General features: G+C 71.3%; 27 protein-coding genes. 22 read left to right on the forward strand and 5 right to left on the reverse strand.

Translation table 11 applies throughout. From position 1 onward, the window contains the following. Positions 1 to 78 precede the first annotated feature (78 nt). The 8 genes from infA (at position 79) to truA (ending at position 4,965) form a co-directional block, all read left to right on the forward strand. Positions 79 to 300 (forward strand): translation initiation factor IF-1, encoded by a 222-nt coding sequence (infA, locus tag ACIRQ7_RS25220; protein ID WP_003956442.1) that lies wholly within the window; start codon positions 79 to 81, stop codon positions 298 to 300. Positions 301 to 359: 59 nt separating this feature from the next. Then, positions 360 to 473: a 50S ribosomal protein L36 gene (gene rpmJ / locus ACIRQ7_RS25225; RefSeq protein ID WP_003956441.1), complete on the forward strand. Its 114-nt coding sequence runs from the start codon at positions 360 to 362 to the stop codon at positions 471 to 473. Between the two features lie 200 nt (positions 474 to 673). Next, entirely contained in the window at positions 674 to 1,054 is a 381-nt protein-coding gene (gene rpsM / locus ACIRQ7_RS25230; RefSeq protein ID WP_129295752.1) for a 30S ribosomal protein S13, read from the forward strand. A gap of 100 nt (positions 1,055 to 1,154) precedes the next feature. Continuing rightward, positions 1,155 to 1,559, forward strand: coding sequence for a 30S ribosomal protein S11 (gene rpsK / locus ACIRQ7_RS25235; RefSeq protein WP_004571845.1), 405 nt, complete (start codon positions 1,155 to 1,157; stop codon positions 1,557 to 1,559). Between the two features lie 26 nt (positions 1,560 to 1,585). Beyond that, the gene (rpsD, locus tag ACIRQ7_RS25240; protein ID WP_404265001.1) at positions 1,586 to 2,212 is read left to right on the forward strand and encodes a 30S ribosomal protein S4; all 627 of its coding nucleotides are present in this window, start codon (positions 1,586 to 1,588) and stop codon (positions 2,210 to 2,212) included. Positions 2,213 to 2,321: 109 nt separating this feature from the next. After that, positions 2,322 to 3,344, forward strand: a complete 1,023-nt coding sequence (locus ACIRQ7_RS25245) for a DNA-directed RNA polymerase subunit alpha (protein WP_003956430.1) — start codon at positions 2,322 to 2,324, stop codon at positions 3,342 to 3,344. Between the two features lie 128 nt (positions 3,345 to 3,472). Further along, complete coding sequence (gene rplQ, locus ACIRQ7_RS25250) at positions 3,473 to 3,964, forward strand: 50S ribosomal protein L17 (RefSeq protein ID WP_401474505.1); 492 nt, start codon at positions 3,473 to 3,475, stop codon at positions 3,962 to 3,964. Positions 3,965 to 4,080: 116 nt separating this feature from the next. Next, the gene (truA, locus tag ACIRQ7_RS25255) at positions 4,081 to 4,965 is read left to right on the forward strand and encodes a tRNA pseudouridine(38-40) synthase TruA (protein WP_404265002.1); all 885 of its coding nucleotides are present in this window, start codon (positions 4,081 to 4,083) and stop codon (positions 4,963 to 4,965) included. Positions 4,966 to 5,026: 61 nt separating this feature from the next. Here truA and ACIRQ7_RS25260 read toward each other — a convergent pair whose 3' ends face one another. Continuing rightward, positions 5,027 to 5,899, reverse strand: coding sequence for a hypothetical protein (locus ACIRQ7_RS25260; RefSeq protein WP_404265003.1), 873 nt, complete (start codon positions 5,897 to 5,899; stop codon positions 5,027 to 5,029). Positions 5,900 to 5,955: 56 nt separating this feature from the next. Between ACIRQ7_RS25260 and ACIRQ7_RS25265 the strand changes: the two genes are divergently transcribed. The 4 genes from ACIRQ7_RS25265 (at position 5,956) to glmM (ending at position 10,556) form a co-directional block, all read left to right on the forward strand. Then, on the forward strand, positions 5,956 to 7,584 hold the full coding sequence (locus ACIRQ7_RS25265) for an ABC-F family ATP-binding cassette domain-containing protein (protein ID WP_404265004.1): 1,629 nt from the start codon (positions 5,956 to 5,958) through the stop codon (positions 7,582 to 7,584). 468 nt (positions 7,585 to 8,052) lie between these two features. Beyond that, the gene (gene rplM, locus ACIRQ7_RS25270; RefSeq protein ID WP_401474515.1) at positions 8,053 to 8,496 is read left to right on the forward strand and encodes a 50S ribosomal protein L13; all 444 of its coding nucleotides are present in this window, start codon (positions 8,053 to 8,055) and stop codon (positions 8,494 to 8,496) included. Between the two features lie 41 nt (positions 8,497 to 8,537). Continuing rightward, on the forward strand, positions 8,538 to 9,056 hold the full coding sequence (gene rpsI, locus ACIRQ7_RS25275) for a 30S ribosomal protein S9 (RefSeq protein WP_401474518.1): 519 nt from the start codon (positions 8,538 to 8,540) through the stop codon (positions 9,054 to 9,056). Between the two features lie 141 nt (positions 9,057 to 9,197). Continuing rightward, positions 9,198 to 10,556 (forward strand): phosphoglucosamine mutase, encoded by a 1,359-nt coding sequence (gene glmM, locus ACIRQ7_RS25280; protein ID WP_404265005.1) that lies wholly within the window; start codon positions 9,198 to 9,200, stop codon positions 10,554 to 10,556. Between the two features lie 90 nt (positions 10,557 to 10,646). Here glmM and ACIRQ7_RS25285 read toward each other — a convergent pair whose 3' ends face one another. Next, positions 10,647 to 11,741: an esterase/lipase family protein gene (locus tag ACIRQ7_RS25285; protein ID WP_404265006.1), complete on the reverse strand. Its 1,095-nt coding sequence runs from the start codon at positions 11,739 to 11,741 to the stop codon at positions 10,647 to 10,649. Between the two features lie 495 nt (positions 11,742 to 12,236). Here ACIRQ7_RS25285 and ACIRQ7_RS25290 point away from each other — a divergent pair, with 495 nt between their 5' ends. After that, complete coding sequence (locus ACIRQ7_RS25290; RefSeq protein WP_403673362.1) at positions 12,237 to 12,893, forward strand: TetR/AcrR family transcriptional regulator; 657 nt, start codon at positions 12,237 to 12,239, stop codon at positions 12,891 to 12,893. Positions 12,894 to 12,912: 19 nt separating this feature from the next. Here the strand turns inward: ACIRQ7_RS25290 and ACIRQ7_RS25295 are convergent, their stop codons facing one another. Both ACIRQ7_RS25295 and coaA read right to left on the reverse strand, forming a co-directional pair. Further along, entirely contained in the window at positions 12,913 to 13,905 is a 993-nt protein-coding gene (locus ACIRQ7_RS25295) for a DUF389 domain-containing protein (protein WP_404265007.1), read from the reverse strand. A 45-nt stretch (positions 13,906 to 13,950) separates the two neighbouring features. Next, positions 13,951 to 14,940, reverse strand: a complete 990-nt coding sequence (gene coaA, locus ACIRQ7_RS25300) for a type I pantothenate kinase (RefSeq protein WP_401474545.1) — start codon at positions 14,938 to 14,940, stop codon at positions 13,951 to 13,953. A 179-nt stretch (positions 14,941 to 15,119) separates the two neighbouring features. On the opposite strand from coaA, the gene ACIRQ7_RS25305 reads away from it, so the two are divergent. The 9 genes from ACIRQ7_RS25305 to ACIRQ7_RS25345 all read left to right on the forward strand — a co-directional run bounded on the left by ACIRQ7_RS25305 (position 15,120) and on the right by ACIRQ7_RS25345 (position 24,086). Further along, positions 15,120 to 15,398 (forward strand): hypothetical protein, encoded by a 279-nt coding sequence (locus tag ACIRQ7_RS25305; protein ID WP_404265008.1) that lies wholly within the window; start codon positions 15,120 to 15,122, stop codon positions 15,396 to 15,398. Positions 15,399 to 15,464: 66 nt separating this feature from the next. Then, positions 15,465 to 17,312 (forward strand): glutamine--fructose-6-phosphate transaminase (isomerizing), encoded by a 1,848-nt coding sequence (gene glmS / locus ACIRQ7_RS25310; RefSeq protein ID WP_404265009.1) that lies wholly within the window; start codon positions 15,465 to 15,467, stop codon positions 17,310 to 17,312. 62 nt (positions 17,313 to 17,374) lie between these two features. Continuing rightward, positions 17,375 to 17,746 carry a holo-ACP synthase gene (locus tag ACIRQ7_RS25315; RefSeq protein WP_401474553.1) on the forward strand — a complete coding sequence of 124 codons (372 nt, stop codon included), beginning with the start codon at positions 17,375 to 17,377 and terminating at the stop codon, positions 17,744 to 17,746. A 102-nt stretch (positions 17,747 to 17,848) separates the two neighbouring features. Further along, positions 17,849 to 19,276, forward strand: a complete 1,428-nt coding sequence (locus tag ACIRQ7_RS25320) for an NAD(P)H-hydrate dehydratase (RefSeq protein WP_404265010.1) — start codon at positions 17,849 to 17,851, stop codon at positions 19,274 to 19,276. A 146-nt stretch (positions 19,277 to 19,422) separates the two neighbouring features. Then, entirely contained in the window at positions 19,423 to 20,352 is a 930-nt protein-coding gene (locus ACIRQ7_RS25325; protein ID WP_404265011.1) for a L,D-transpeptidase family protein, read from the forward strand. An 80-nt stretch (positions 20,353 to 20,432) separates the two neighbouring features. After that, positions 20,433 to 21,656, forward strand: a complete 1,224-nt coding sequence (alr, locus tag ACIRQ7_RS25330) for an alanine racemase (RefSeq protein WP_404265012.1) — start codon at positions 20,433 to 20,435, stop codon at positions 21,654 to 21,656. Next, positions 21,653 to 22,945, forward strand: a complete 1,293-nt coding sequence (locus tag ACIRQ7_RS25335; RefSeq protein WP_404265013.1) for an alpha/beta fold hydrolase — start codon at positions 21,653 to 21,655, stop codon at positions 22,943 to 22,945. Before alr ends, ACIRQ7_RS25335 begins: the two co-directional genes overlap by 4 nt. Before the next feature lie 95 nt (positions 22,946 to 23,040). Beyond that, positions 23,041 to 23,574 (forward strand): tRNA (adenosine(37)-N6)-threonylcarbamoyltransferase complex ATPase subunit type 1 TsaE, encoded by a 534-nt coding sequence (gene tsaE, locus ACIRQ7_RS25340; RefSeq protein WP_401474568.1) that lies wholly within the window; start codon positions 23,041 to 23,043, stop codon positions 23,572 to 23,574. A 263-nt stretch (positions 23,575 to 23,837) separates the two neighbouring features. Further along, positions 23,838 to 24,086, forward strand: coding sequence for a hypothetical protein (locus ACIRQ7_RS25345; protein ID WP_404265014.1), 249 nt, complete (start codon positions 23,838 to 23,840; stop codon positions 24,084 to 24,086). Between the two features lie 79 nt (positions 24,087 to 24,165). On the opposite strand, the gene ACIRQ7_RS25350 is transcribed toward ACIRQ7_RS25345, so the two are convergent. Further along, positions 24,166 to 24,741, reverse strand: coding sequence for a L,D-transpeptidase (locus tag ACIRQ7_RS25350; protein ID WP_404265015.1), 576 nt, complete (start codon positions 24,739 to 24,741; stop codon positions 24,166 to 24,168). Between the last annotated feature and the right edge of the window lie 68 nt (positions 24,742 to 24,809).

Consider the following 24,809-nt stretch of genomic DNA (forward strand, 5'->3'; position numbering starts at 1 on the left):
CTCGTGCATCCGTGTGCCTGCTTTCGAGCGGGGCGCCGCAGGAGAGCTGATCAAGGTAGCCGATTCGAAAGGCGAAGCGTGGCCAAGAAGCAAGGTGCCATCGAGATCGAGGGCACCGTGATCGAGTCTCTGCCGAACGCAATGTTCAAGGTAGAGCTCCAGAACGGTCACAAGGTCCTCGCGCACATCAGCGGCAAGATGCGGATGCACTACATCCGAATCCTGCCCGATGACCGGGTCGTGGTGGAGCTCTCTCCGTACGACCTGACGCGTGGCCGGATCGTCTACCGCTACAAGTAGATCTTGTCGCCGCCCCGCTCCCGTGGGGTGTCGGCACTGACCCGGAGAACCTCACACCCATGAAGGTCAAGCCGAGCGTCAAGAAGATCTGCGACAAGTGCAAGGTGATCCGCCGTCACGGCCGGGTCATGGTCATCTGCGACAACCTGCGCCACAAGCAGCGCCAGGGCTGACGCACGCCGACCAACCTGCATTTCGCAGTTTTTCGCGCGACGCAAGCAAGCACACATATACGCAGTCACCCGACCCCCGCATCTGTCGCGTGGGGACGACACCCCCGGCTCGGAGGCCGGGGACCCGGCTCGTAATTCTTCAGAGTTTTACGGGAACGGTGCTGCGGAAGACCTCCGAATAGCCATCAGGAGCCACATCAATGGCACGCCTCGCAGGCGTTGATCTCCCGCGCGAAAAGCGTGTGGAGGTCGCCCTCACCTATGTCTTCGGCATTGGGCGGACGCTGTCTCAGCAGACCCTCGCTGCCACCGGCGTGGACCCCAACACCCGGGTCCGCGATCTGGCCGAGGAAGACCTGATCAAGATCCGCGAGTTCGTGGACAACAACCTCAAGACCGAGGGTGACCTCCGTCGCGAGATTCAGGCCGACATCCGCCGCAAGGTCGAGATCGGCTGCTACCAGGGTCTGCGTCACCGTCGCGGCCTGCCGGTGCACGGTCAGCGCACCAGCACCAACGCTCGTACCCGCAAGGGTCCGCGTCGCGCGATCGCCGGCAAGAAGAAGCCGGGCAAGAAGTAGTCCTACCGGACGCACTGCGGTGTTCCGAGGGGCGACCCCAGATCACCGCAGGCCATCGCGGTCCGAGTAGTAGGACCGACCACCTCCACGGGAGTAATGAATGCCTCCGAAGGGCCGTACGGCCGGCGCCAAGAAGGTGCGCCGCAAGGAGAAGAAGAACGTTGCCCACGGGCACGCTCACATCAAGAGCACGTTCAACAACACCATCGTTTCGATCACCGACCCCACCGGCAACGTGATCTCCTGGGCCTCTGCCGGCCACGTCGGCTTCAAGGGCTCGCGCAAGTCCACCCCCTTCGCCGCGCAGATGGCCGCCGAGTCGGCCGCCCGCCGCGCGCAGGAGCACGGCATGCGCAAGGTTGACGTCTTCGTCAAGGGTCCCGGCTCCGGCCGTGAGACCGCGATCCGCTCCCTCCAGGCCACCGGCCTCGAGGTGGGTTCGATCCAGGACGTCACCCCCACTCCGCACAACGGATGCCGGCCGCCCAAGCGTCGCCGCGTCTGACCAGCTGAAGTAGGAGACAACAACATATGGCGCGATACACCGGGGCCGACTGCAAGCGTTGCCGTCGGGAGAAGCAGAAGCTGTTCCTCAAGGGCAGCAAGTGTGAGAGCGCAAAGTGCCCGATCGAGATTCGTCCTTACCCCCCGGGTGAGCACGGACGCGGGCGCACCAAGGACAGCGAGTACCTGCTCCAGCTTCGTGAGAAGCAGAAGTGCAGCCGTATTTACGGTGTCCTTGAGAAGCAGTTCGTGAACTACTACAAGGAAGCGAACCAGAAGACCGGCAAGACCGGTGAGAACCTTCTGCGCATCCTTGAGACACGACTGGACAACGTGGTCTACCGGGCCGGCTTCGCCAAGTCCCGCGACCACGCTCGTCAGCTGGTCCGACACGGACACATCAACGTGAACGGCCACAAGACCGACATTCCGTCGGCGCGTGTGGCTGCGAACGACATCATCGAGGTCCGCGAGGGCTCTCGGAACCTGACACCGTTCGCGGTGGCGCAGGCCGAGGCCGGCGACAGGACGGTTCCGGCCTGGCTGGAAGCGATCCCGTCGAACCTGCGGGTTCTCGTGCACAGCATGCCCGAGCGCCAGGTGATCGACACCCAGGTGCAGGAGCAGCTGATCGTTGAGCTCTACTCGAAGTAGTAGCGCAATGGTCTGGGCGGTACGGAGCCATCGGCGCCGTACCGCCCGTACCCTTTGAAGTACAGCGGGCGTCAAATAGCGGGCGTCCACGACTGAAGGATCGAACACCATGCTGATTGCTCAGCGTCCCTCGTTGACCGAAGAGGTCGTCGACGAATACCGCTCCCGGTTCGTGATCGAGCCGCTGGAGCCGGGCTTCGGCTACACCCTCGGCAACTCCCTGCGTCGTACGCTCCTCTCCTCGATCCCGGGTGCGGCGGTCACGTCCATCCGCATCGACGGTGTCCTGCACGAGTTCACCACCGTGCCGGGCGTCAAGGAGGACGTCACCGACCTCATCCTCAACATCAAGCAGCTGGTCGTCTCCTCGGAGCACGACGAGCCGGTCGTGATGTACCTGCGCAAGCAGGGTCCCGGCCTGGTCACCGCTGCTGACATCGCGCCCCCGGCCGGTGTCGAGGTGCACAACCCCGACCTGGTCCTCGCCACGCTCAACGGCAAGGGCAAGCTGGAGATGGAGCTGACCGTCGAGCGCGGTCGCGGCTACGTCTCCGCCGTGCAGAACAAGCAGGTGGGCCAGGAGATCGGCCGTATCCCGGTCGACTCCATCTACTCGCCGGTGCTCAAGGTCACGTACAAGGTCGAGGCGACCCGTGTCGAGCAGCGCACCGACTTCGACAAGCTGATCGTCGACGTCGAGACCAAGCAGGCCATGCGTCCGCGTGACGCCATGGCGTCGGCCGGTAAGACCCTGGTCGAGCTGTTCGGTCTGGCGCGCGAGCTCAACATCGACGCCGAGGGCATCGACATGGGCCCGTCCCCGACGGACGCCGCGCTCGCCGCCGATCTGGCGCTGCCGATCGAGGAGCTCGAGCTCACGGTCCGTTCGTACAACTGCCTCAAGCGCGAGGGCATCCACTCGGTGGGCGAGCTGGTGGCCCGCTCCGAGGCGGACCTGCTCGACATCCGCAACTTCGGTGCGAAGTCGATCGACGAGGTCAAGGCGAAGCTGGCCGGCATGGGCCTTGCGCTCAAGGACAGCCCGCCCGGATTCGACCCGACCGCCGCCGCCGACGCCTTCGGCGCCGACGACGACGCGGACGCCGGTTTCGTGGAGACCGAGCAGTACTGAGCGTGTACGGCCGGGGCCCGGAGCGTCATCCGGGCCCCGGTCGCATGAAATCTTCCGCGGGGCGGCCGCCTCGTGGGAACTGACACCGGTACCTGATACGGCCGGTGCAGCAATGAAGGAGAAACACCATGCCGAAGCCCGCCAAGGGTGCCCGTCTGGGCGGCAGCGCCGCGCACGAGCGTCTCATGCTGCGGAACCTGGCCACCGCTCTCTTCGAGCACGGTCGTATCACCACGACCGAGGCCAAGGCCCGTCGTCTGCGCCCGTACGCGGAGCGTCTGGTGACCAAGGCGAAGAAGGGCGACCTTCACAACCGCCGTCAGGTCATGCAGCTGATCTCCGACAAGAGCGTCGTCCACACGCTCTTCACCGAGGTCGGTCCGCGGTTCGAGAACCGCCCGGGTGGCTACACCCGTATCACCAAGATCGGTAACCGTCGTGGCGACAACGCTCCCATGGCTGTCATCGAGCTGGTGGAGGCGCTGACCGTGGCCCAGCAGGCCACCGGTGAGGCCGAGGCCGCCACCAAGCGTGCGGTCAAGGAAGACGCGCTGAAGAAGGACGAGGCCGCCGAGGCCACGTCCGCCGAGGCGCCGGCCGAGGAGTCCAAGGACGCCTGAGGCCGCTGAGTCTGCGGACGGGTCCGTTCCCTTCGGGGAGCGGGCCCGTTCCGTTTGTCCGCCACTGATGTCCCCACCGGCGTCCGTGCCGGTGTCTGCGCTGAGAGGATCTACGGGTGAGCGATGAGGTGGAGTCCGGGCGGGGCCCCGGGGGCAATCTCCCGGACGAGGGCTGTGTCCGGGTGCGGCTGGCGGTGTCCTACGACGGCAAGGACTTCTCCGGCTGGGCGAAGCAGCGCGAACGGCGCACCGTCCAGGGTGAGGTGGAGACGGCGCTGCGGACGGTGACCCGGTCGGACGAGACGTTCGAGCTGACCGTCGCCGGGCGGACCGACGCGGGGGTGCACGCGCGCGGTCAGGTGGCGCATGTCGACCTGCCGGAGGCGGTGTGGGCCGAGCACGGTGAGCGGCTGCTGCGCCGGTTGGCCGGGCGGCTGCCGAAGGACGTGCGGGTATGGCGGGCCGAGGAGGCCCCGTACGGCTTCAACGCGCGATTCTCGGCCATCTGGCGGCGGTACGCGTACCGGGTGACCGATCACCCCGGTGGCGTCGATCCGCTGCTGCGCGGGCACGTGCTGTGGCACGACTGGGAGCTGGACGTCGACGCGATGAACGCCGCGTCGCAGCCGCTGCTGGGGGAGCACGATTTCGCGGCGTACTGCAAGCGGCGGGAGGGGGCGACGACGATCCGTACGCTCCAGCAGCTCAGCTGGGAGCGGGACGCGGCGGGCGTGCTGACCGGCACGGTGCGGGCCGACGCCTTCTGCCACAACATGGTGCGCTCGCTGGTGGGCGCGCTGCTGTTCGTGGGCGACGGGCACCGGCCGGTGGAGTGGCCGGGCAAGGTGCTGGCCGCGGGCGTGCGGGACTCGGCGGTGCATGTGGTGCGGCCGCACGGGCTGACGCTGGAGGAGGTCGGCTATCCGGCCGACGGGCTGCTGATGGCGCGCAACCAGGAGGCGCGGAACAAGCGCACGCTGCCGGGCGCCGGCTGCTGCTGAGAACGACCGGGGGCGCCGCCTGTGGTGGCGGCGCCCCCGGGGCTGCTTCGGGTGCCGGGTGTCAGGACTGGGCCTCGGCCTTGGCGCGCGCCTCGTCCAGCTGCTTCTTGGCGGCCTGCGCGGCCTGGTCCTTGCCGCGCTGCATGATGCGGTTGTATCCGTACCAGCCGCCGTCCCGGCCGATCTGCTGCGCCTTGGTCTCGGACGTCACGACGGCCTTGCCGTTGTCGTAGCCGGAGATCGTGAAGTAGGCGTAGCGGCCGGCGGAGTTGACCGTCGTACGGCACTTGGTGCCCTGGCAGAAGGTCGAGGGGACGCCGCCGCCGGGGAGCGGGGTGACATTGCCGTCCGTGCCCAGCTTGTTCTTGACGGTGGTCGCCTGGGCGGGGGAGTCGAAGAGCGCGACGCCGACGGTGACGGAGACGCCGCCCTTGGAGAACGTGGCGCGCAGCAGCTTCTTGCAGCCGTTGTGGGACAGCAGTGAACCGAGGGTGCCCTGGGCGGCGGCGGTGCAGTCCTTGGCGACGGCGGTGTTCGTACGGGGGTAGGTGTGCTCGCCGATGACCATGGTCTTCTGCGGGAAGAGGGTCGCGGGGGTGAGCGGGGCCCGGTCCTTCTTGGGGTCGGTGATGTAGTCCTGCGGATTCGGCGGCGGCGGCACCGAGACGTCCGGGAACGACGGCTTGTCGTCCGGGGCCTCGGGGGCGTCGGGCGCCGTGGGCGACGCGGACGCCTTGCTCTGCGGTGTGTCACTGCCGCTGGTCATGACGGCGGCGGCGACGATGCCGGCCACCACGACCGCCGCGAGTGCGCTGCCGCCGATCAGCATCCAGCGCTTGCGGCGGGCGCGTGCCTCGCTCTCCTCGGCCAGCGCGTCCCAGTCAGGGGTCGACCCCCCGGGGCCGTCGAACGGCCCACCTTGCCCAAAGCTCATGCCGCGCATCCTAAACCGATTGGTGGAATGCGCGGTGGGCCGTGACAATCCACCCCATGGGACATCTGGAAGCCGGGCATGTGGAGTACTACCTGCCGGACGGGAGGGCCCTGCTGGGGGATGTGTCCTTCCGGGTGGGTGAAGGGGCCTCGGTCGCGTTGGTGGGGGCCAACGGCGCCGGGAAGACGACGCTGTTGCGGCTGATCGCGGGTGAACTGCAGCCGCACGGCGGGTCGGTGACGGTCAGCGGCGGGCTGGGGGTGATGCCGCAGTTCGTGGGGTCGGTACGCGATGAGCGCACGGTGCGCGATCTGCTGGTCTCCGTCGCGCAGCCGCGGATCCGGCAGGCGGCCGCGGCCGTGGACGCCGCCGAGCTGGCGATGATGACGTCCGAGGACGAGTCCGTGCAGATGGCGTACGCGCAGGCGCTCAGTGACTGGTCGGAGGCGCAGGGCTACGAGGCCGAGACGGTCTGGGACATGTGCACGATGGCGGCGCTGGGGATGCCGTACGAGAAGGCGCAGTGGCGGCAGGTGCGCACGCTCTCCGGGGGCGAGCAGAAGCGCCTGGTGCTGGAGTCGCTGCTGCGGGGCACGGACGAGGTGCTGCTGCTGGACGAGCCGGACAACTATCTGGACGTGCCGGGCAAGCGCTGGCTGGAGGAGCAGCTGCGGGAGACCCGTAAGACGGTGCTGTTCGTCTCGCACGACCGGGAGCTGCTCGCCCGGTCCGCGGAGAAGATCGTCAGCGTCGAGCCGGGGCCGGCGGGCTCGGACGTCTGGGTGCACGGCGGCGGTTTCGGTACGTATCACGAGGCGCGCAAGGAGCGGTTCGCCCGCTTCGAGGAGCTGCGGCGGCGCTGGGACGAGAAGCATGCCCAGCTCAAGAAGCTGGTGCTGTCGCTGCGGCAGGCGGCCTCCATCAGCCATGAGCTGGCCTCGCGCTACGCCGCCGCGCAGACCCGGCTGCGGAAGTTCGAGGAGGCCGGGCCGCCGCCGGAGCCGCCGCGTGAGCAGGACATCACGATGCGGCTGCACGGCGGGCGGACCGGGGTGCGGGCGATCACCTGCGAGGGCCTGGAGCTGACCGGGCTGATGCAGCCGTTCGACCTGGAGATCTTCTACGGCGAGCGGGTGGCGGTCCTCGGCTCCAACGGCTCCGGCAAGTCGCACTTCCTGCGGCTGATGGCTGGCGACACCGAGAATCCCGTGTCGCACACGGGCATGTGGAAGCTGGGCGCACGGGTGATTCCCGGCCATTTTGCGCAGACGCATGCGCACCCCGAGCTGCTGGGCCGCCCGCTGCTGGACATCCTGTGGACGGAGCACGCCAAGGACAAGGGGCAGGCCATGTCGGCGCTGCGCCGCTACGAGCTGGAGAAGCAGGCCGAGCAGCGTTTCGAGAAGCTCTCGGGCGGTCAGCAGGCGCGCTTCCAGATCCTGCTGCTGGAGCTGTCGGGGACGACGGCGCTGTTCCTGGACGAGCCGACCGACAACCTGGACCTGGAGAGCGCCGAGGCGTTGCAGGAGGGGCTGGAGCGGTACGACGGGACGGTGGTGGCGGTGACGCACGACCGGTGGTTCGCGCGCTCCTTCGACCGGTACCTGGTCTTCGGGCAGGACGGGCGGGTCCGCGAGACGCCGGAGCCGGTGTGGGACGAGCGCCGCGTCGAGCGGAAGCGGTAGCGGGCGGGTGCTCTCGCGTCCGGTGCTGCCGGGGCCGCCGTACGGCCGCCCCGGCCCGGCCGTGCCCGGTGGCCGGCGCGGTGCCGCGTACGGTGGGTTGCGGGGCGCGCGGGCGTCGTGGCTGCCGCCCGCGGTGGCCCGGGACCTGCCCCGTACGGCGGGTGCTCCTGCCGGTGACGGCGGTGGAGCCGGGGCGGGACCGTACACCGGTTCGGGGTGCGTTTTGACCCGGCCGGGTGCAGCCCGGTATTCTGCGATTTCGTTATGCGTATTGGCTTGCTCTATCTCACGTGAGGGGGCCCTTACGCGGTCCACCGGGCCGATGACCGGCGACAGACGATCGGGTTGCGTCACCCGTAGCGCTGTCACAGCCGATGTCATCAGCTGTGGTGACCAGTACAGGACCCTTCCCCATGGTTCTCACGGACCCGGGGAAACCCCACCTCCGAAGAAGCGAAGGCTACGACCGTGCGTACGTTCAGCCCCAAGCCCGGCGATGTCCAGCGCCAGTGGCACATCATTGACGCGCAGGACGTTGTCCTGGGCCGTCTGGCCACCCAGGCCGCGTCCCTCCTGAGGGGCAAGCACAAGCCGGTGTACGCGCCGCACGTTGACATGGGTGACTTCGTCATCATCGTCAACGCCGACAAGGTGCACCTGTCCGGCAACAAGCGGAGCCAGAAGATGGCCTACCGCCACTCCGGTTTCCCGGGTGGTCTGCGCTCCGTCCGCTACGACGAGCTGCTCGACAAGAACCCCGAGAAGGCCGTCGAGAAGGCCATCAAGGGCATGATCCCCAAGAACACCCTCGGCCGTCAGATGCTCTCGAAGCTGAAGGTCTACGCGGGCGCCGAGCACCCGCACGCTGCGCAGCAGCCGGTCCCGTTCGAGATCACCCAGGTCGCGCAGTAAGTCCGGCCACCCCCTAAGACGAACAGAATCTGAGGAGCATCGTGGCCGAGACCACCCCCGAGACCCCCGCCATCGAAGAAGAGGCGGCCGTCGAGGAGTACACCACCGAGTCCGAGGCGCCGCTGGAGGGTGAGTACACCTCCGAGTCCCTCGCCTCCCGCTTCGGCGACCCGCAGCCGGCTGCCGGCCTGGGCCGTCGCAAGAACGCCATCGCCCGCGTCCGGATCGTTCCGGGCACCGGTCAGTGGAAGATCAACGGTCGCACCCTTGAGGGCTACTTCCCCAACAAGGTGCACCAGCAGGAAGTCAACGAGCCCTTCAAGGTGCTCGAGCTGGACAACCGCTACGACGTCGTCGCCCGCATCTCCGGTGGCGGCATCTCCGGCCAGGCCGGTGCGCTGCGTCTGGGCGTCGCCCGTGCGCTGAACGAGGCCGACGTGGACAACAACCGCGCCGCCCTGAAGAAGTCCGGCTTCCTCAAGCGTGACGACCGTGCGGTCGAGCGCAAGAAGGCCGGTCTCAAGAAGGCCCGCAAGGCGCCGCAGTACAGCAAGCGCTAATCACGCCTGCTGCGACATGCAGCTCTTGGCGAACGCCCCGGTGGCACTTTCCGTGCTGCCGGGGCGTTCGGCTATCCGGGACCAGGGGCGTATACCTGGACTTAAGGCTCTGGTCCAAGCTCAGATACTCGGAGGACACCAGTGGGACGACTCTTCGGCACGGACGGGGTGCGCGGTGTCGCCAATGCGGATCTGACGGCGGAGCTGGCGCTCGGTCTGTCGGTCGCTGCGGCGCATGTGCTCGCCGAGGCAGGCACTTTCGAGGGGCACCGGCCGGTGGCCGTGGTCGGCCGCGATCCACGCGCGTCCGGGGAGTTCCTGGAGGCCGCGGTCGTCGCGGGCCTGGCGAGCGCCGGTGTGGACGTACTGCGGGTGGGGGTTCTCCCGACCCCGGCGGTCGCGTATCTGACCGGCTCGCTCGGTGCGGACCTCGGCGTGATGCTCTCCGCCAGCCACAACCCGATGCCCGACAACGGCATCAAGTTCTTCGCCCGGGGCGGCCACAAGCTCGCCGACGAGCTGGAGGACCGGATCGAGAAGACCTACCACGGCCACAGCACCGGCGAGCCGTGGCAGCGGCCGACCGGTGACGGCGTCGGCCGGGTCACCGTCTACGACGAGGGCTTCGACAACTACGTCGCCCACCTCGTCGGCGTGCTGCCCAACCGCCTGGACGGTCTGAAGATCGTCATCGATGGTGCGCACGGCGCGGCGGCGCGGGTCTCGCCCGAGGCGTTCGCGCGGGCCGGCGCCGACATCGTCACGATCGGCACCGACCCCGACGGCCTGAACATCAACGACGGCTGCGGCTCCACGCACCTGACGCTGCTGCGCGAGGCCGTGGTCGAGCACGGCGCCGACCTGGGCGTGGCCCATGACGGCGACGCGGACCGCTGCCTGGCCGTGGACCGCGACGGCAACGAGATCGACGGCGACCAGATCCTGGCCGTCCTCGCGCTCGGCATGCGCGAGTCCGGAGCGCTGCGCAAGAACACCGTCGTGGCCACCGTGATGTCCAACCTGGGCTTCATGCTGGCGATGGAGCGCGAGGGCATCGAGTGCGTCGCGACCGCGGTCGGCGACCGGTACGTCCTCGAAGAGATGAAGGCGAACGGCTTCGCACTGGGCGGCGAGCAGTCCGGCCACGTCATCGTGCTGGACCACGCCACGACCGGTGACGGCACGCTGACCGGTCTGATGCTGGCGGCCCGGGTCGCCGCGACCGGCCGGACCCTCGCGGATCTCGCGGGCGTCATGGAGCGGCTGCCGCAGATCCTCATCAACGTCCCCGACGTCGACAAGTCGCGGGTCGCGACCTCGCCGGAGCTGACCGCCGCGGTCAGCGAGGCGGAGCGGGAGCTCGGCGCGACCGGCCGGGTGCTGCTGCGCCCGTCCGGCACCGAGCCGCTGGTGCGGGTGATGGTCGAGGCCGCGGACATCGAGCAGGCGCGGGCGGTCGCGGAGCGGCTCGCGGATGCGGTGAAGTCGGCGCTGGGATAGGGGCTTCCCGCTCCCGCCCGGTGGAATCACCGCAGCGGGCCCGCCTCCCTCGTCCGAGGGGTGCGGGCCCGCTGTGCTGTGCGGCCGTGGTCAGAAGGAGGGGCCGTAGCCGCTGCAGGTCGGCGTGAAGCCAGGGGTGTTGGGGCCCAGCGCGTTCTCGATGTTCTGCAGGGTCGGGCTGTCGAGGAAGAGGCCGATGTGCCCGACGTTGTCCTTGGGGCACTGGTCCTGGAGGCGGATGTTGGTGACCTGGTCGCCGTGCAGGAAGGCGTTGGCGTACGGGGTGACGACCTGGTCGTGCTCGGTGGCGATCACGACGTAGCGCACGCCGGGCACCGTGTCGCCGTCCTTCCACAGGTCCGTCTGGAAGTCCGAGCCGGTTTCCTGCTGCTTGAGGCTGGTGAGCCCGGCGTGGTCGAAGAGGCCGTTGACGAACCCGAGCGCGTTCAACTTCCGGCCGAGGCCCACGAGTCCGGAGAGGGTGGTGCCGTGGTTGCTGGGGCCCATCCCCACCAGGGTGCGTACCTTGTCGGCGCCGCCCAGCCGCTTGAGGTAGTAGTTCGGCAGCATCCCGCCGAGCGAGTGGCCGACGATGTCGACCTTCCGGGCGCCGGTGGAGGCGAGCACCTTGTCCACGAAGGCGCTCAGGGTGGCGGCGGACCGGACGTTGTCGTCGAGGCCGCCGACGCGGCCCAGCGACAGGTGGTTCATGCCGAAGTTGAAGGCGTAGACGCAGTAGCCCTGGTTGGCGAGCGTCGGGGCCAGCGCCACCCAGTTGTCGCCCGCGTTGGCGAACGTGCCGTGGGAGAGCACGACGGGGTAGGGATGGGCCGAACTCGGCTTGCAGGTCCAGTCGTTGGCGCCGGCCACGGCGTCCGGGCTGAAGAAGAAGTTGTGTACGGCGGTGCCGAGGCCGCCCACCGGATAGCGGCCGTCGGCGGTGGCGTGGGCGCTGCTCTTGGAGGTGGTGGTGGCCGTGGTCGTGGTGGCCGGGGGCGCCTGCGCCGGGGCCTCCGCTTTGGCCGGTGCCGGTGCCGGTGCCGGTGCCGGCACCGGGGCGGCCTGGGCGGCCGTCGCGGTGGTGAGGGTGGCCGCGCCCAGACACAGCGCGGTGCCGGTCGCGGCGATCCAGTGCCGCACCGGGCGGTGGGAGCGGCGGGGGCGGCGCACGAGGGGAGCCTTCAAGATTCCTCCAGAGGGTGGGCAGGCCGGTTCCGGGCATGACGGAGCGCGCCGGGGCCTGGTGGGGGAGTTGCGCGCGGCAGGGCAGGCCGGGAGGGGCCGGGCGCGTGCCGGAGTGCGCGTGCGCACGTGCGTGAAGGGTGCGGGTGAGTGGGGGGTGAAGGTGTGGCGGGTGAGGGCGGGCGAGCGGAGGTCCCGCGGCCGTGTGGACGGGTCCCCGGGGCACCGCGATCACGGCCGTACGGAGGCCGTGACGCTCAGGTCATGCCGTGCTTCTCACGGCAGCGGTCGCGGTCCCGCACCGGACCCATCTGCCCTGAGGGGACCAACTGCCATTCCTGCTCCGGGAGTTGCGACTGCCATAAAACCTGCCTCGCCATGGACGAAGTGCGAAAAGGTTCATGTTCAGACTGTGTTACCTGACGGTAAGGCGGCCCCTGGCCGGTGACAAGACTCGTGCAGGGGGAGAATCGCCGGACGACGACCCAGGGAGGTCCGGTGGCGGCCGGAGCGAAGCAGCCCACCGGTAGGTACGGCGGCAGAACCGCTGGTGAACGACGCGCGGAGCGCCGGCAGCGGTTGCTCGACGCGGGACTGCACCTTTTCGGCGGCGGCCCCGGATACCGCGCCACCTCGGTGAGCGCGCTGTGCGAGGAAGCGGGCCTGTCCACCCGGCAGTTCTACGAGGAGTTCAGCAACCTCGAAGAGGTACTCGCCGCACTCCACACCCTCATCAACAAGTGGGCGGAGGAGGCCGCGATGAGCGCGCTCGCGACGATGCCGGAGGGCGGCGTCGAGGAGCGCGCCGCCGCCGCGTTCCGTGCGTACGCGAGCTGCGCGACCTGCGACCCGCGGCGGATCAGGATCGCCTTCGTCGAGGTGGTCGGCGTCAGCCCGCAGCTCGAAGCGCAGCGGCTGGCGCGCCGCGGGCGGTGGGCCGAGGTGATGCTGCACGAGCTGAAGCGGGCCGCCGTCCGGGGCGAAGCGGCGGAGCGCGACTACCGGGTGGCCGCGACGGCCTTCATCGGCGCGGTCAACGGGCTGCTGCACGACTGGACCGCGGGTGCCATCGACGCCTCCCTGGACGAGATCGTCGATGAGCTGCTGCTGATGCTGATCGGGGTGCTGCGGCCGAAGGGGTGGCGGGCTTCCTAGGGCGGGCCGACGGCGCCGCCTAGGGAGCGCCGTCCCCCGGTGAACCGCCGGTCCCGCCGGCCGCCCCGGCGGTGGCCGTGCGGCCCGGCCGCCGCCGCTGCCCCGCCCAGAACGCCTTCTGTGCCAGCAGGGTCGTCACCCCCGCCAGCACGATCCCCGCGAGGTTGAGCAGCAGTTGCTCCGATGAGCCGCGGGCCTGGCCGTACTGGCCGTAGCTGAGGGCGACCGCGGCGTTGGCGGCGGCCGGGACGGTGGTCACCGAGATCGCCACGCCGACCAGCGCGCCGGACTTCGCGGACGTCAGCGAGAGCACACCCGCGACACCCGCCAGCACGGCGACGACGAACGAGAACCAGTCGGGCCGGTAGATGAAGTTCGTGTTCGGCCGGGCCGCCGCCAGGGCGTCGGCCCCGAAGAGCCCCACCGCGTCCATGAAGAGGGCGAACACGACCGTCAGCGCCATCGCCACCGCGAAGCCGACGACCAGCGCCACCAGGGAGCGCCAGGCCAGCCGGGGCGCGCGCCGCACCAGCGACGTGCAGATGCCGGCCACCGGGCCGAACTCCGGTCCGACGGCCATCGCGCCGACGATCAGGATCGCGTTGTCCAGGACCACGCCGCAGGCCGCGATCATCGTGGCGAGGGTGAGGAAGGCCAGGTAGGTGACGGAGAGGGTGGACTCCTCGTGGGTGACGTCGGTCAGCGACTCCCACAGCACGGCGTCGACGCCCTCGCCGGGCGCGGCGTCCTCCGCGTGCTCGGCCCGCCGGGACAGCGACAGATCGATGTGGTCGACGGCGATCGAGCCCGTCCGGTCCAGTCCCAGCGCCCGCAGCTCGGCCAGCAGCCGGTCCCCGGCCTCGCGCGCCACGTCGCACAGCACCACATCGCCCTGCGGATCGCGGGCGGCGCCGGTCAGCACCACGAGGTGGGCGGTGCCGACGGTGTCCTCCAGCAGCCGTAGTACGTCCGGCGTGCTGTCCACCGGGACGATCAGACGCAGGTGCAGCACGGCGCGGCTCCCAGGGGTCGTGGCTCAGCGGTCGTGGCTCCGGGGTCAGAGCTTGCGCAGTGACAGCCGCTGCACCTTGTGGTCGGGGCCCTTGCGCAGCACCAGGTTGGCCCGGCCCCGGGTCGGGGAGACATTCTGCTGCAGATTGGGCTTGTTGACGGTGCGCCACATCATCCGGGCGTAGTCCAGTGCCTCGTCCTCGGAGACCTGGGTGTACTTGCGGAAGTACGAGAACGGGTTCTGGAAGGCGGTCTCGCGCAGCTTGCGGAACCGGCCGAGGTACCAGCCCTCGATGTCCTCGGTGCGCGCGTCGACGTAGACGGAGAAGTCGAAGAAGTCGGCCAGCCCCAGCCGGGTCCGGCCGTCCTTGCCGGGCAGCGCCGGCTGGAGGACGTTCAGGCCCTCGACGATGAGGATGTCCGGGCGGTGCACGGTCAGCCGCTCGCCCGGCACGATGTCGTAGATGAGGTGCGAGTAGACCGGCGCCGTGACCTCCGCCTTGCCGGACTTCACATCGGCCACGAAGCGGGTCAGTGCCCGGCGGTCGTAGGACTCCGGGAAGCCCTTGCGGGACATCAGGCCGCGCCGGTGCAGCTCGGCGTTGGGGAACAGGAACCCGTCGGTGGTCACCAGCTCCACGCGGGGGTGCTCGGGCCAGCGCGCAAGCAGCGCCTGCAGCAGTCGGGCGGTGGTCGACTTGCCGACCGCGACACTGCCCGCGACCCCTATGACGAACGGGGTGCCGGGCTGCGCGCCGTGGCCGCCGCCGGCGTCGCCGAGGAACGTGTTCAGGGCGCCGCGCAGATTGCTGCTGGCGCCGACGTAGAGATTGAGGAGCCGGGACAGCGGGAGGTAGACGTCGCGGACCTCGTCGAGGTCGATGACGTCGCCCAGGCCGCGCAGCTTCTCGACCTCGTCGGCGGTCAGCGGCAGCGGGGTCTTCTCGCGGAGCGCGCTCCACTGCTCGCGCGTCAGGTCGACGTACGGGGAGCTGTCGCTGCGGCGTCGTTGCTGCGGCTCTGTCGTGAGGGGCACGCGCCCATTGTGCGCAGGAGCGCCCGGCGCTTCATCTCGGGGTGGCTCCGTGGGGCCTCGGCACCGGCTTGTGCGTGTCTCGTCCGGCATGTCTGTACCCGGCAGGTATTCGCCGGTACGGTCGCTCCGGGGACGGCGCCGGGAGAGGGTGCCGGCGGATGTTTGGGGGTGGCGTACGAATGCGCCTGTTAGGGCTGATGCGGCAGCGGACCAGGGAAAAGCACCGGAGCGAACGCCTGGAATCCGCCCGGTACGGCTTCGCCGCCCGGGTGCACGCGGAGCTCTCCGAGGAGCTGCCGGACGAGGACCTGGGGGAGGACCTCGCCGACACCCTCGACGACTACGAACGCGACCGCGGCCCGGACTCAGGCGAGTGCGAAGGCGCGGACGGCGACGAGTGCGAGGAACTCCTGGAGCGGGTGCGGGAGGCGGTGGACCGGATAGAGCGGGGGCGGTGACCGGATGAGGGACAGGGCCGGTGCGCGGTACCGCTCAGGGACCGGCCTCCGTCGTACCCTGCCCCCATGTGCGGAATCGTGGGATACGTGGGTGGGCAGCCTGCCCTGGACGTCGTTCTTGCCGGGCTGAAGCGGCTGGAGTACCGCGGGTACGACTCGGCCGGGGTCGCCGTGCTGGCGGACGGGGGGCTGGCGGCGGCCAAGAAGGCGGGGAAACTCGCCAATCTGGAGAAGGAGTTGGCGGACCGTCCGCTGCCGACCGGGTCGACGGGCATCGGGCACACCCGGTGGGCGACGCACGGCGGGCCGACCGACGAGAACGCGCATCCGCATCTGGACAACGCGGGGCGGGTTTCGGTCGTCCACAACGGGATCATCGAGAACTTCGCCCGGCTGCGCGCCGAACTGACCGACCGCGGACACGAGCTGGCCTCCGAGACCGACACCGAGGTCGTGGCGCACCTGCTGGCCGAGGCGTATTCGTCGTGCGGTGAGCTGCCGGAGGCGATGCGGCAGGTGTGCCGGCAGCTGGAGGGCGCGTTCACGCTGGTCGCGGTGCATGCCGATGTGCCGGATCTGGTGGTCGGGGCGCGCCGTAATTCGCCGTTGGTGGTGGGTATCGGGGAGGACGAGGCGTTCCTGGCGTCGGATGTGGCGGCGTTCATCGCGCACACCCGGGAAGCCGTCGAGCTGGGCCAGGACCAGGTCGTCGAGCTGCGCCGGGACGGTGTGACGGTGACGGACTTCCACGGGGCGCCCGCGCCGGTGCGGGAGTACCACGTCGACTGGGACGCGTCGGCCGCCGAGAAGGACGGCTACGACTACTTCATGCTGAAGGAGATCGCCGAGCAGCCGAAGGCCGTCTCCGACACGCTGCTGGGGCGGGTCGACGGTTCGGGGGTGCTGTCCCTGGACGAGGTGCGGATCCCGACGTCGGTGCTGCGGGAGGTCGACAAGGTCGTCATCGTGGCGTGCGGGACCGCGTATCACGCGGGCATGATCGCCAAGTACGCGATCGAGCACTGGACGCGGATCCCCTGCGAGACGGAACTGGCCAGCGAGTTCCGCTACCGCGACCCGATCATGGGGCCCCGGACGCTGGTGATCGCCATCAGCCAGTCCGGCGAGACCATGGACACGCTGATGGCGCTGCGGCACGCGCGAGAGCAGGGCGCGAAGGTCCTCGCCATCTGCAACACCAACGGTTCGACCATCCCGCGGGAGTCGGACGCGGTGCTCTACACGCACGCCGGGCCCGAGGTCGCGGTGGCGTCGACGAAGGCGTTCCTGACGCAGCTGGTGGCCTGCTATCTCGTCGCGCTCTACCTCGCGCAGGTACGGGGGACCAAGTGGGGCGACGAGATCCGGGACGTGGTGCGGGAGCTGGCGGCCATCGGGACCCAGGTGGAGACGGTGCTGGGGACCATGGAACCGGTGCGGGAGCTGGCGCGCGGGCTCGCGGACAAGAACACCGTGCTGTTCCTGGGGCGGCACGTCGGCTACCCGGTGGCGCTGGAGGGCGCGCTGAAGCTGAAGGAACTCGCGTACATGCACGCGGAGGGCTTCGCCGCCGGGGAGCTCAAGCACGGGCCGATCGCGCTGATCGAGGAGGGCATGCCGGTGGTGGTGGTCGTGCCGTCGCCGCGCGGGCGGTCGGTGCTGCACGACAAGATCGTGTCCAACATCCAGGAGATCCGGGCGCGTGGGGCGCGGACCATCGTGATCGCGGAGGAGGGGGACGAGGCGGTGGTGCCGTACGCCGATCACCTCGTACGGATCCCGCGTACGCCGGTGCTGCTGCAGCCGCTGGTGTCCGCGGTGCCGTTGCAGGTGTTCGCCTGCGAGCTGGCGACCGCCCGCGGCAACGAGGTCGACCAGCCGCGCAACCTCGCCAAGTCGGTGACGGTGGAGTGAGTGCCGGGTGCTGGATGTTGGGTGAGTACGGGGGCTGAGCGAGTGTCGAGTGGAGTGAGTGCGTGATTATCGGGGTGGGGATCGACGTCGCCGAGATCAAGCGGTTCGGGGCGGCGTTGGAGCGGACGCCGGAGCTGGCGCGGCGGTTGTTCGCCGAGGAGGAGCTGCTGCTGCCCAGCGGTGAGCGGCGCGGGACCGCCTCGCTCGCGGCCCGGTTCGCCGCGAAGGAGGCGGTGGCCAAGGCGCTGGGTGCGCCCGGCGGGCTGCACTGGACCGACGCCGTGGTGGTCGTCGAGGACAGCGGCCGCCCCCGCCTCCGGGTGAGCGGGGCGGTCGCGGCGCGCGCGGTCGAACTGGGCGTGCGGTCCTGGCATGTGTCGCTCAGCCATGACGCGGGCGTCGCCTCCGCCGTGGTCATCGCCGAGGGGGACTAGGCCTGGAGGGGCCGGCGGCCTGGCGTGTGGATCAGGCCGGGCGCGCGTCCGGTCCGCGCGTGGGTGCGGGGTCCGCGCTCGGCCGGGTGTGAGACTGGCCGTATGAGGACTGCCTACAGCGTTTCGACCGTACGGGCCGCCGAGCAGCAGCTGATGGCCGAGCTGCCCGATGGGGCCCTGATGCAGCGGGCGGCGGCCGGACTGGCCGTGGCCTGCGGCGAGTTGCTGGGGCGGGTGTACGGGTCCCGGGTGGTGCTGCTGGTGGGCAGCGGTGACAACGGCGGTGACGCCCTCTACGCCGGAGCCCGGCTCGCCAAGCGCGGTGCCGGGGTCGTGGCCGTGCTGCTGTCGCCGGAGCGGGCACACCAGGGCGGCCTGTCCGCGCTGCGCGCCGCCGGCGGGCGGGTGTCCGCCGACTTCCGGCGGGACCTCGGGTGGGCCGATCTGGTCGTGGACGGGATCGTGGGCATCGGCGGGCGCGGCGGGCTACGCCCGGAGGCGACCCAACTCCTGGGATACGTACGGGAGTCGGCGATGCTGGTGGCGGTCGATCTGCCCAGCGGCGTGGACGCGGACACCGGGGAGGTGGCCGGGGACGCCGTACGCGCCGATGCGACGGTTACCTTCGGCGCGTACAAGCCGGGGCTGCTCATCGATCCGGCACGGGGGCGGGCGGGCGCGCTGCGGCTGGTGGACATCGGCCTCGAACTGCCGGAGCGGGCCGAGGCCGAAGCGCTCCAGCACGCGGAGGTGGCCGAGCTGCTGCCGCGGCCCGCCGCCGAGAGCGACAAATACCGGCGGGGCGTGGTCGGGGTGGTGGCCGGCTCCGCGCGCTACCCGGGCGCGGCGGTGCTGGCGGTCGCGGGCGCGCTGCGCGGCGGCGCCGGGGCCGTACGGTACGTCGGCCCGGCTGCCGACGCCGTGCTCGCGCGCTTCCCCGAGACGCTGGTGCACGCCGGGCCGCCGGACAAGGCGGGCCGGGTGCAGTCGTGGGTGATCGGGCCCGGTATCGGCGACGAATCGGGGGCGCTGGAGGAGGTGCTCGCCGCGGACGTGCCGGTGCTGGTGGACGCCGACGGGCTGCGCTTCCTGACGCCCGAGCGGGTCCGCGCCCGGACGGCGGGCACCCTGCTCACCCCGCACGCCGGTGAGGCCGCCGCGCTGCTCGGCCGGTCCCGGGAGGACATCGAGGCGGCCCGGCTGCGGTCCGTGCGGGAGCTGGCCGGGCAATACGGCGCGACCGTGCTGCTCAAGGGCTCGACGACGCTGATCGCGGACGCCGAAGGCCCCGTACGCGTCAACTCCACCGGGACGGGGTGGCTGGCGACGGCCGGCAGCGGCGATGTGCTCTCGGGCATGACGGGATCGCTGCTCGCCGCCGGGCTGCCGGCCCGGGACGCGGCGTCCGTCGGCGCGTATCTGCACGGCCTGGCGGCCCGCCGCGCCGCGGGCCGCGAGGGGGCGCCGGTCACGGCCTCGGAGGTCGCCGGGCATCTGGGCGCGGCCTGGCGGGACGTGCAGCGGGACTGAGGGCGGGACCGAGGGCGGGACGAAGGGGCGGATCCCCGCTTCCTCCCGCGCCCGGTTACGCCCCGCGAGGGAACGCCGGGGGCCGGGAGGGCGAATCCACCGCGGCACCGGCGGCGCGGGGCCCCGGCCACGGCATGGCTCACTGCATGACACGCACCCCGACACCGCGGACCGCGACGCCGCGCACCTTCCTGGGACGCGCCCTCCCGGCGTTGCTGACCGGCGTCCTCCTGCTCACCCTCGGTGGCTCGCCCGCGGTGGCCGCGCCGGCGGAGCCCGGCCCCGGCACGGGCGCCGCATCGGGGCTCGTCCCCGGCATCGCGCGTGGCCCCGGCGCGGACCGGCAGGGCCTGCCCGACCGGGCGCTGCCGCCGGTCGGGCCGTGGCGGACGGTCGCCGAGATGCCGCTTCCGGAGCCGGCCGCCGGGCCGCCGCGGCACATCGAGTACGTACCGCCCTTCGAGGCGGTGCCCGACCGCGCCGTGCCGCAGCCCTGCAGCCGCTCGACGGGTCCCGCGCAGCGGCAGGCCGAGCGCTATCTGGGGCTCGCGCGGGACGGGCGGCAGTCGGCGGCGGACTGCGCGGCGATCCGGACGTTCCAGAAGCGGCAGCACATCGAGCCGGCGAGCGGCTTCGCGGGCCCGGTGACCGGCGCCGTGCTGCGGCTGCTGCGCGCCCAGGAGGACCCGAACCGGGCCGGCAAGTGCCCGGAGCGCGTGGAGCGGGTGGTCTGCGTCGACCTGAACCGGCAGATCGTGTGGGTGCAGCAGGACGGGGAGGTGATCTTCCAGCCGGTGGCGATGCGTTCGGGGCAGCCGACCATGGAGACCCGTACGGGTACGTATCGCATCTACTGGCGGCACAAGGACCATGTCTCCTCGCTCTACAACACGCCCATGCCGTTCGCCCAGTTCTTCGACGGCGGCGAGGCCCTGCACGGCATCTACGAGGACATCTACGCACCCCCCGGCTCGCACGGATGCATCAACCTCAAGTGGTCGGACGCCAAGAAACTGTGGGACCTGCTGGACAAGGGCGACGTCGTGCACATCTGGGGGCACCGGACCGCGCTCTGAAGCCCTGGACGGCGACCCGGCGGCGCGCGGTGGCGCCCGTCCCGGGGGGTGCCGCGGGGCCGCCTGAGACACTGAGGGGGATGAACGAGACAGCGAAGCGCGCCCGCGCCACCATCGACCTCGCCGCGGTGCGGTCGAACGTGCGCGCGCTGCGGGAGCGCGCACCCCGGGCCGAGCTGATGGCCGTGGTCAAGTCCGACGGATACGGGCACGGCGCGGTGCGCTGTGCCCGCGCCGCCCGCGAGGCCGGCGCGAGCTGGCTGGGCACGGCCCTCCCCGAGGAGGCCTTCGCGCTGCGCGCGGCCGGCGACACGGGCCGGCTGCTGTGCTGGCTGTGGACCCCGGGCGGGCCCTGGCGCAAGGCGGTCGAGCAGGACATCGACGTCGGTGTGAGCGGGCTGTGGGCGCTGCGCGAGGTGATCGCCGCCGCGCGGTCCTGCGGCCGTACGGCCCGCGTGCAGCTCAAGGCCGACACCGGGCTCGGCCGCAACGGCTGCCAGCCCGCCGACTGGCCGGAACTGACCGCCGCGGCCCGTGCCGCCGAACTGGACGGCACGCTCCGGGTCACCGGCATCTGGTCGCACTTCGCCTGCGCCGACGAGCCCGGTCACCCCTCCATCGCCGCCCAACTCACCGTCTTCGCCGAGGTGCTGGCGGTCTCCGAGGCGGCCGGGCTGCGCCCCGAGGTGCGGCACATCGCCAACACCCCGGCACTGCTCACCCTCCCCGAGGCGCATTTCGACCTCGTCCGCGCCGGCATCGGCATCTACGGCATCTCGCCCAGCCCCGAGGTCGGTACGTCCGCGGACCTCGGGCTGCGGCCCGCGATGACGCTGGAGGCGTCGCTGGCCTCGGTCAAGCGGGTCCCCGGCGGCCACGGCGTCTCCTACGGGCACCACTACACGACCCCCGGCGAGACCACCCTCGCGCTGGTCCCGCTCGGCTATGCCGACGGCATCCCGCGGCACGCCTCCGGCACCGGCCCGGTGCTGGTCGCCGGCAAGCTGCGGACGGTCGCCGGGCGGATCGCGATGGACCAGTTCGTGGTCGACCTGGGCGGCGACAGCGCACAGCCGGGGGACCGGGCGGTGCTGTTCGGGCCCGGCGACGGCGGCGAACCGACCGCTGAGGACTGGGCCGGCGCGGCCGGAACCATCGGCTACGAGATCGTCACCCGGATCGGATCCCGCGTGCCACGCGTCCATGCCGACAGCGACGCGGCGCACGCCGCCGAAGGCGGGGCGCACGCGGTGGAACGGAACGGAACCAGCGTGGAGACAGCTGTCACGGGGGGTACGGCATGACCGACGGCACGGAAGTGGCAGTACACGCGGTCGAGGCGGCGGGCGAGGTGGCCGGCAACTGGGCCAGGGCGGGACGCCACGCGGGCATCGCCGGCGCGGCGATCGGCGTGGTCGCCGCGGGCGCGGCCGCCGGTGTGGCGATAGAGCGGATGACGGTCGGCCGCGGCATGCGCCGCAAGGCGCGCCTGGCGCTGGACGCGGCCGGGCCGTACGGCACGCTGCGCGGCACACCGGGTGCGGCGATCGCCGAGGACGGCACCGAGCTGTACTACGAGGTGGACGAGCAGGGCGAGGCGCCGGAGAAGCCGAAGGCGGCGAAGGGCGCGAAGGGCGCGGCCCGCGGCAAGGAGGCCCGCGCCGCACAGGAGGCGCAGGGCGGCTTCCGCAAGCGGCTTCAGGCGGCGGTGGGGCGGCGCGGCCCGGCCCCCACCGTCGTTTTCAGCCATGGTTACTGCCTGAGCCAGGACTCCTGGCACTTCCAGCGCGCGACGCTGCGCGGCACGGTGCGCTCGGTCCACTGGGACCAGCGTGCCCACGGCCGCTCGGAGCGCGGCCACAGCCAGCTCGACGGCACCGAACCGGTCACCATCGACCTGCTGGGCCGGGACCTGAAGGCGGTGCTGGACGCCGCCGTGCCCGAGGGCCCGATCGTGCTGGTCGGGCACTCCATGGGCGGGATGACGGTGATGGCGCTCGCCGACCAGTTCCCCGAGTACGTCGCGGAGCGGGTCGTCGGCGTGGCCCTCATCGGCACCTCCGCGGGCCGGCTGAGCGAGGTCGCCTTCGGACTGCCGTCGCTCGGCGTCAAGGCCTTCCACCGCTTCGCGCCGGGTGTGCTCAAGGCCCTGGGGTCGCAGAGCGAGATCGTCGAGCGCGGACGGCGGGCCACCGCCGATCTGTTCGCGGGGCTCATCAAGCGGTATTCGTTCGGGACGCCTGCGGACGTCGATCCGGGGATCGCGCGCTTCGCCGAGCGGCTGATCGAGGCCACGCCGATCGACGTGGTCGCCGAGTTCTTCCCGGCGTTCGCCGTGCACGACAAGACCGAGGCGCTGGTGGCGTACGACACGGTGCCCGCGCTGGTGCTGGCCGGTGAGCAGGATCTGATCACCCCCGCCGACCACAGCCAGGCGATCGCCGAACTGCTCCCCAACGCCGAGCTGGTGTGTGTCCCGGACGCCGGGCATCTGGTGATGCTGGAGCGCCCCGAGCTGGTCAACGACCAGCTGGTGTCGCTGGTGGAACGGGCGAGCGCGGCGGCCCGCAGCTCACGCTCCGCACGCGCCTGAGCCCGGCGGCGGACCGCCGCCGCAGCCGGTCAGAGCCGGCCCCGTCCGGGACAGGGGTCTGACCGGCGGGCCGTCCGGGCCGTACCATTTGCGGCATGAGCACCACCGGCGAGATCGCCCACGTCACCGTCAAGTCTCCCGATCAGATGCAGGAGTTGGGCCGCAGACTGGCCACCCTGCTGCGCCCCGGCGACCTGGTGCTGCTCACCGGTGAGCTGGGCGCGGGCAAGACGACGCTGACCCGGGGCCTGGGGGAGGGCCTGGGCGTGCGCGGCGCCGTCACCTCCCCGACCTTCGTCATCGCCCGGGTCCACCCCTCGCTCAGCGGCGGCCCCGCCCTGGTGCACGTCGACGCCTACCGCCTCGGAGGCGGGCTCGACGAGATGGAGGACCTGGACCTCGATGTCTCGCTGCCGGACTCGGTGGTGGTCGTGGAGTGGGGCGACGGCAAGGTCGAGGAGCTGTCCGACGACCGGCTGCATGTCGTCATCGGCCGGGCCGTGGGCGCGGACGCCCCGGGCGGCACGGACGGCGCTCCGGTGGAGGACACCGACGATGTGCGCGAGGTGACGGTCACCGGGCTCGGTGCCCGCTGGACGGACGCCGGGCTGGCCGCGCTCGCCGGCTGACCTTTCCCGCTGACCGCCGCCGTGGTCCGGTGCCCGTGAAGGGGCCGCGGCGGCCTTCGGCATGCGCGGACGGGCCGGGATCCGGCCATCGGTCCCACGTGCTGTCCCGTATCGGCCCGTATCTGTCCGTAGTTTCCGACAAGCCGTCGGTAAGATGTTGCGCCCGTGGTGCCGGGCATGGTCACATGGTTACCGAGCCCGGTTAGGTCAGCCTAAGTAGAGCCTAACGTCCGCTGCTTGCCCCAGGAGCCCGGGAGGCGTCCATGTCGGCCCACCAGCCATCCCCCGCGCCTGAACGCCGCGTGGAGAGCCCCGTCGCCGCGGCTCGGCGCGCCGAGCGCGAGACGCCGCCGACCATGAACGAACTGCTGGCGGCCTGCGCCGCGGCCAGTGCCGTCTCCACGCCACCGGAAGCCCCCGCCGCGCAGGCCGAGTCCGCGCAGCGCGCCGACGCGACGGATGAGGCGGCCGGGAGCGCGCCCGCGTCCACCCCGGAGCGGGACGCGGCGTAGCCCGTAGGGGCGAAGCGTCCGGACCGGGCAACGCCCCGCTCAGGACACGGCGGCGCGGCTCAGGAAACGACGACGAGGCTCAGGAAACGACGACGACCTTGGTGCCGTGCAGGGCGAAGTCCCACAGCGCGGCGCCGTCCTCGCGCGACTCACGGATCCCGCCGGTCCTCTTCGACGCACCCGGGTTCGGCTTCGATCCGTCCACCGCGGCACTGAAGCCGACCGTGACGCTGTCGACGTCCGCGAACCGCACCACGTGCTCGATCGCGATGCCGTCGGAGCCCGTGACGCTCACCGAACGCGAGGTGACCGCGTACGTCCCCAGCGGCGGGCTGACGGTGCTCGGCGCGACCTTGTACGTCCGCAGTGCCCGGCCCTGGGCGCTGACCAGCCAGACCCGCTTGCCGCTGAGGGAGTAGACGACCCGCTGGCCCTTGCCCGAGGCGGGCGGGATGGCGGTGGGGCCGGCGCTCTTGTCCTTCTTCCCGGGCCGGTCGTGGCCCGCGGGAGGCTTCGGGGTGGAGTGGCCGTTGTCCTTGCGGGCCTGGGTGAGGGACTCCGGTGCGGACGCCGAGGCCTGGTAGCCGAGTACGCCGACCACGACCAGCGCCGCCGCGGTGAGAGCGGTGACGATCGAGCTGCTCTTAGCGGGCACCGCTGTGCCACCTTTCCGTACTCCCACCGGCCGCCGGCGGGGATCCCCACGCCCGGTCGATGACTCCT

The organism is Streptomyces sp. NPDC101393 (assembly GCF_044767385.1).
In the GTDB taxonomy this organism is placed as follows: domain Bacteria; phylum Actinomycetota; class Actinomycetes; order Streptomycetales; family Streptomycetaceae; genus Streptomyces.

Excerpts from the sequence above, each read along its gene's own strand:
- rpmJ (WP_003956441.1), top strand. The coding sequence starts at position 360 with ATGAAGGTCAAGCCGAGCGTCAAGAAGATCTGCGACAAGTGCAAGGTG.
- rpsM (WP_129295752.1), top strand. The coding sequence starts at position 674 with ATGGCACGCCTCGCAGGCGTTGATCTCCCGCGCGAAAAGCGTGTGGAG.
- rpsK (WP_004571845.1), top strand. The coding sequence starts at position 1,155 with ATGCCTCCGAAGGGCCGTACGGCCGGCGCCAAGAAGGTGCGCCGCAAG.
- rpsD (WP_404265001.1), top strand. The coding sequence starts at position 1,586 with ATGGCGCGATACACCGGGGCCGACTGCAAGCGTTGCCGTCGGGAGAAG.
- ACIRQ7_RS25245 (WP_003956430.1), top strand. The coding sequence starts at position 2,322 with ATGCTGATTGCTCAGCGTCCCTCGTTGACCGAAGAGGTCGTCGACGAA.
- rplQ (WP_401474505.1), top strand. The coding sequence starts at position 3,473 with ATGCCGAAGCCCGCCAAGGGTGCCCGTCTGGGCGGCAGCGCCGCGCAC.
- ACIRQ7_RS25260 (WP_404265003.1), bottom strand. The coding sequence starts at position 5,899 with ATGAGCTTTGGGCAAGGTGGGCCGTTCGACGGCCCCGGGGGGTCGACC.
- ACIRQ7_RS25265 (WP_404265004.1), top strand. The coding sequence starts at position 5,956 with ATGGGACATCTGGAAGCCGGGCATGTGGAGTACTACCTGCCGGACGGG.
- ACIRQ7_RS25305 (WP_404265008.1), top strand. The coding sequence starts at position 15,120 with ATGCGCCTGTTAGGGCTGATGCGGCAGCGGACCAGGGAAAAGCACCGG.
- glmS (WP_404265009.1), top strand. The coding sequence starts at position 15,465 with ATGTGCGGAATCGTGGGATACGTGGGTGGGCAGCCTGCCCTGGACGTC.
- ACIRQ7_RS25320 (WP_404265010.1), top strand. The coding sequence starts at position 17,849 with ATGAGGACTGCCTACAGCGTTTCGACCGTACGGGCCGCCGAGCAGCAG.
- ACIRQ7_RS25325 (WP_404265011.1), top strand. The coding sequence starts at position 19,423 with ATGACACGCACCCCGACACCGCGGACCGCGACGCCGCGCACCTTCCTG.
- alr (WP_404265012.1), top strand. The coding sequence starts at position 20,433 with ATGAACGAGACAGCGAAGCGCGCCCGCGCCACCATCGACCTCGCCGCG.
- ACIRQ7_RS25335 (WP_404265013.1), top strand. The coding sequence starts at position 21,653 with ATGACCGACGGCACGGAAGTGGCAGTACACGCGGTCGAGGCGGCGGGC.
- tsaE (WP_401474568.1), top strand. The coding sequence starts at position 23,041 with ATGAGCACCACCGGCGAGATCGCCCACGTCACCGTCAAGTCTCCCGAT.
- ACIRQ7_RS25345 (WP_404265014.1), top strand. The coding sequence starts at position 23,838 with ATGTCGGCCCACCAGCCATCCCCCGCGCCTGAACGCCGCGTGGAGAGC.